We start from the raw sequence: 2,717 nt of genomic DNA on the forward strand, positions 1-2,717 counted from the left end.
TTAGTGTAAAAAATATGATTTTGTTCTAGCGTTCCAAAACTGAAAAATAAGGGCAGACTTAAAATCTCCCCTTATACTGTGGGTGTGTGCTTAAGCGTATTTGAATAAAGTTATCTGAATAAAGATGGATAACGTGATCGTTGTTCAGGGTTTTCTGATAGTTCCCTTAATATTGCTTCAGCATAGGCTTTTGCAACGTCATCTCGATATTTTAAATCTGTGATACCAAGATGTTTACAGATTTCGGATGACATCTCATCCCATTCACTTTTTGGGATAGAAACGGTATTTTCATCTTTCATCTTCTCCTCCTGTATATCTCTTTCCGATGTGCAGTCTCGACTCCGATAATGACCACGTCGGTATCGTCAATAATAGCGATTAGCCTGTAATCCCCGATTCTATATCGGCATTGTCCAGCAAGTTTTGTACCTTTTAACGGCTTGTAATGCAAAGAACGGTCACGAGGATTTTCGCAACCGTCCAGTTTGGTGTCGATGAAATCGTTAATTTCTTTCTCTGCCATAGGATTCTTCAGATTTCGCAGAGCCTTTTTCAGCGATGCTAACCTGATGAACCTATACGCCATATTTAACCTCTTTTTCAACACCGTTTTCGATGATATAGCCTTTCATTTCCCCTCGTTTAAAAGCTTCATACGCCTTTAAAGCACGGTCTGCTGCGTCATGTTCCCACTCCGCTTCCAAGCGTTCTTCCAGTATTTGGCGCAATTCTGTCGCACGTAATAATGTATCACTGTTCATGCTATTACAGGTTTCTAATCTCATCAATTTTTCTCCTCTAATGATTGTGCCTAATATAATGCCCCCTTTCGGAGGCATTGGTCAAGTCAAAGCCGGAATAGCAAACTTACGCAACTTACGCAACTTACGCAAACTCGCGCACTTCGCCCTCACCGTCCACATTTTCCACACAACGGCTGCATAAGTGCGGATGTGTAGGGTTGCTGCCAATAGTGTCGGAATAGTGCCAGCAGCGTGGGCATTTTTCGTGCGGCGAGCGGATCACTTTGACCGCTAAGCCATTCAGTTCGCCTACTGCCACATCAGCTGTGCTTAACGGTTTGACTTCAGCTTTTGAAGTGATTAACACAAAACGCAACTCTGCGCCGAGCTGTTGCAACTGCGGTAAAAGCTGTTCATCGGCGTATAGCGTAACTTCCGCTTCCAATCCGGAGCCGATCACTTTGTCGGCACGGGCTTGTTCCAATACTCGGTTGACTTCTGACCGCACTTTGAGGATCTGCTGCCAATAGTTGTCGTTCATGCTTTCATGGCTGTCCAATGCGAACAGCCCGTCATACAACTCTTCAGTAAACACGAATTCACTGTGTTCGCCCGGCAGGTAGGACCAAACTTCGTCGGCGGTGAACGATAAAATTGGCGCAATCCAACGTACTGCCGCTTCCGCGATATGGTAAAGTGCGGTTTGGCAGCTGCGGCGTGCCACGCTGTCGGCTTTGGTGGTGTATTGGCGGTCTTTGATAATATCCAGATAGAACGAGCCCATCTCAATTGAGAAGAAACGCATCAAGCGCTGCACCACCAAGTGGAATTGATAATTGTCGTAGTTGTTGGCAATATCTTGTTGCGCTTGCAAGGCACAATCCACCGCCCAACGATCCAGCGTGATCATCTCTTCACGTTTCACCATATCGGTTTTCGGGTCGAAGCCGTTCAGGTTTGCCAATAAGAAACGCATGGTGTTACGGATCCGGCGATACATATCGGCGGTGCGTTTAAAGTTGTCATCGGACACCGCAATTTCGCCGGTATAATCGGTGGATGCTACCCATAAACGCAGAATATCGGCGCCGTAGCTGTTCATCACTTTTTGTGGCTCAATCGTATTACCGATCGATTTCGACATTTTGCGCCCTTGCGCATCTACGGTGAAACCATGGGTTAAGACTTGACGATATGGCGCTTTATTATCGGTGGCGGTAGACAACATCAATGAGGACATAAACCAGCCACGATGTTGATCGGAGCCTTCCAGATACATATCGGCGGCTTTGCCGGCAAATTCCGGACGGGTGGCGACCACGGTTGAATAGGTTGAACCGGAATCGAACCAAACATCCAGTGTATCGGGCACTTTGCTGTACTGTTCGGCGTCATCACCCAACAGCTCTTTCGGATCCAGATCCCACCAAGCTTGAATACCGCTCTTTTCGACGCGTTGCGCCACTTGTTCCAGCAATTCCAATGAGCGTGGGTGCAGTTCTTCGGTCTGTTTGTGGATAAACAGGGTCATCGGCACGCCCCAAGTACGCTGACGCGAAATACACCAGTCGGGGCGGTTTGCCACCATGGTTTCGATCCGCGCTTGTCCCCAATCCGGAATCCACTGCACTCCTTGAATCTCTTTTAATGCTTGTTGGCGCAACCCTTGGGTTTCCATGCCGATAAACCATTGCGGCGTGGCTCGGAAAATAATCGGGGTTTTGTGGCGCCAGCAGTGCGGATAGCTGTGAGCGATGGTTTGCACTTTCAGCAGGCTGTTGGTCTCTTTTAATTTCTCGATCACCAACGGATTGGCTTTGAACACATTTAACCCGGCGAAAAATGGCGTGCGTTGGTTAAACGTACCGTCGTCATTGACCAAATTGACCATCGCAATGTCGTATTTTTGTGCGATGTTATAGTCGTCCAAGCCGTGATCCGGCGCAGTGTGTACCAAGCCGGTACCGGCTT

General features: G+C 47.7%; 4 protein-coding genes. All 4 read right to left on the reverse strand.

The window, feature by feature from the left end:
* Nucleotides 1–110 precede the first annotated feature (110 nt).
* Nucleotides 111–302 carry a hypothetical protein gene (locus FHQ30_RS07665; RefSeq protein ID WP_139611394.1) on the reverse strand — a complete coding sequence of 64 codons (192 nt, stop codon included), beginning with the start codon at nt 300–302 and terminating at the stop codon, nt 111–113.
* A complete protein-coding gene (locus FHQ30_RS07670) occupies nt 299–589 on the reverse strand; it encodes a type II toxin-antitoxin system RelE family toxin (protein WP_139611395.1) in 291 nt (96 codons plus the stop codon). The genes FHQ30_RS07665 and FHQ30_RS07670 overlap by 4 nt, the downstream gene beginning before the upstream one ends.
* Nucleotides 579–788 (reverse strand): hypothetical protein, encoded by a 210-nt coding sequence (locus FHQ30_RS07675; RefSeq protein ID WP_139611396.1) that lies wholly within the window; start codon nt 786–788, stop codon nt 579–581. The genes FHQ30_RS07670 and FHQ30_RS07675 overlap by 11 nt, the downstream gene beginning before the upstream one ends.
* A gap of 100 nt (nt 789–888) precedes the next feature.
* On the reverse strand, nt 889–2,717 hold a 1,829-nt coding region (locus FHQ30_RS07680), incomplete at its 5' end, for an isoleucine--tRNA ligase (protein ID WP_139625159.1).

Origin of the sequence: Testudinibacter sp. 'clade 2', assembly GCF_006227735.1 — a bacterium.
In the GTDB taxonomy this organism is placed as follows: domain Bacteria; phylum Pseudomonadota; class Gammaproteobacteria; order Enterobacterales; family Pasteurellaceae; genus Chelonobacter.

Bases quoted from the DNA above. Each gene is read 5' to 3' on its own strand.
- FHQ30_RS07665 (WP_139611394.1), bottom strand. From the start codon at position 302: ATGAAAGATGAAAATACCGTTTCTATCCCAAAAAGTGAATGGGATGAG.
- FHQ30_RS07670 (WP_139611395.1), bottom strand. From the start codon at position 589: ATGGCGTATAGGTTCATCAGGTTAGCATCGCTGAAAAAGGCTCTGCGA.
- FHQ30_RS07675 (WP_139611396.1), bottom strand. From the start codon at position 788: ATGAGATTAGAAACCTGTAATAGCATGAACAGTGATACATTATTACGT.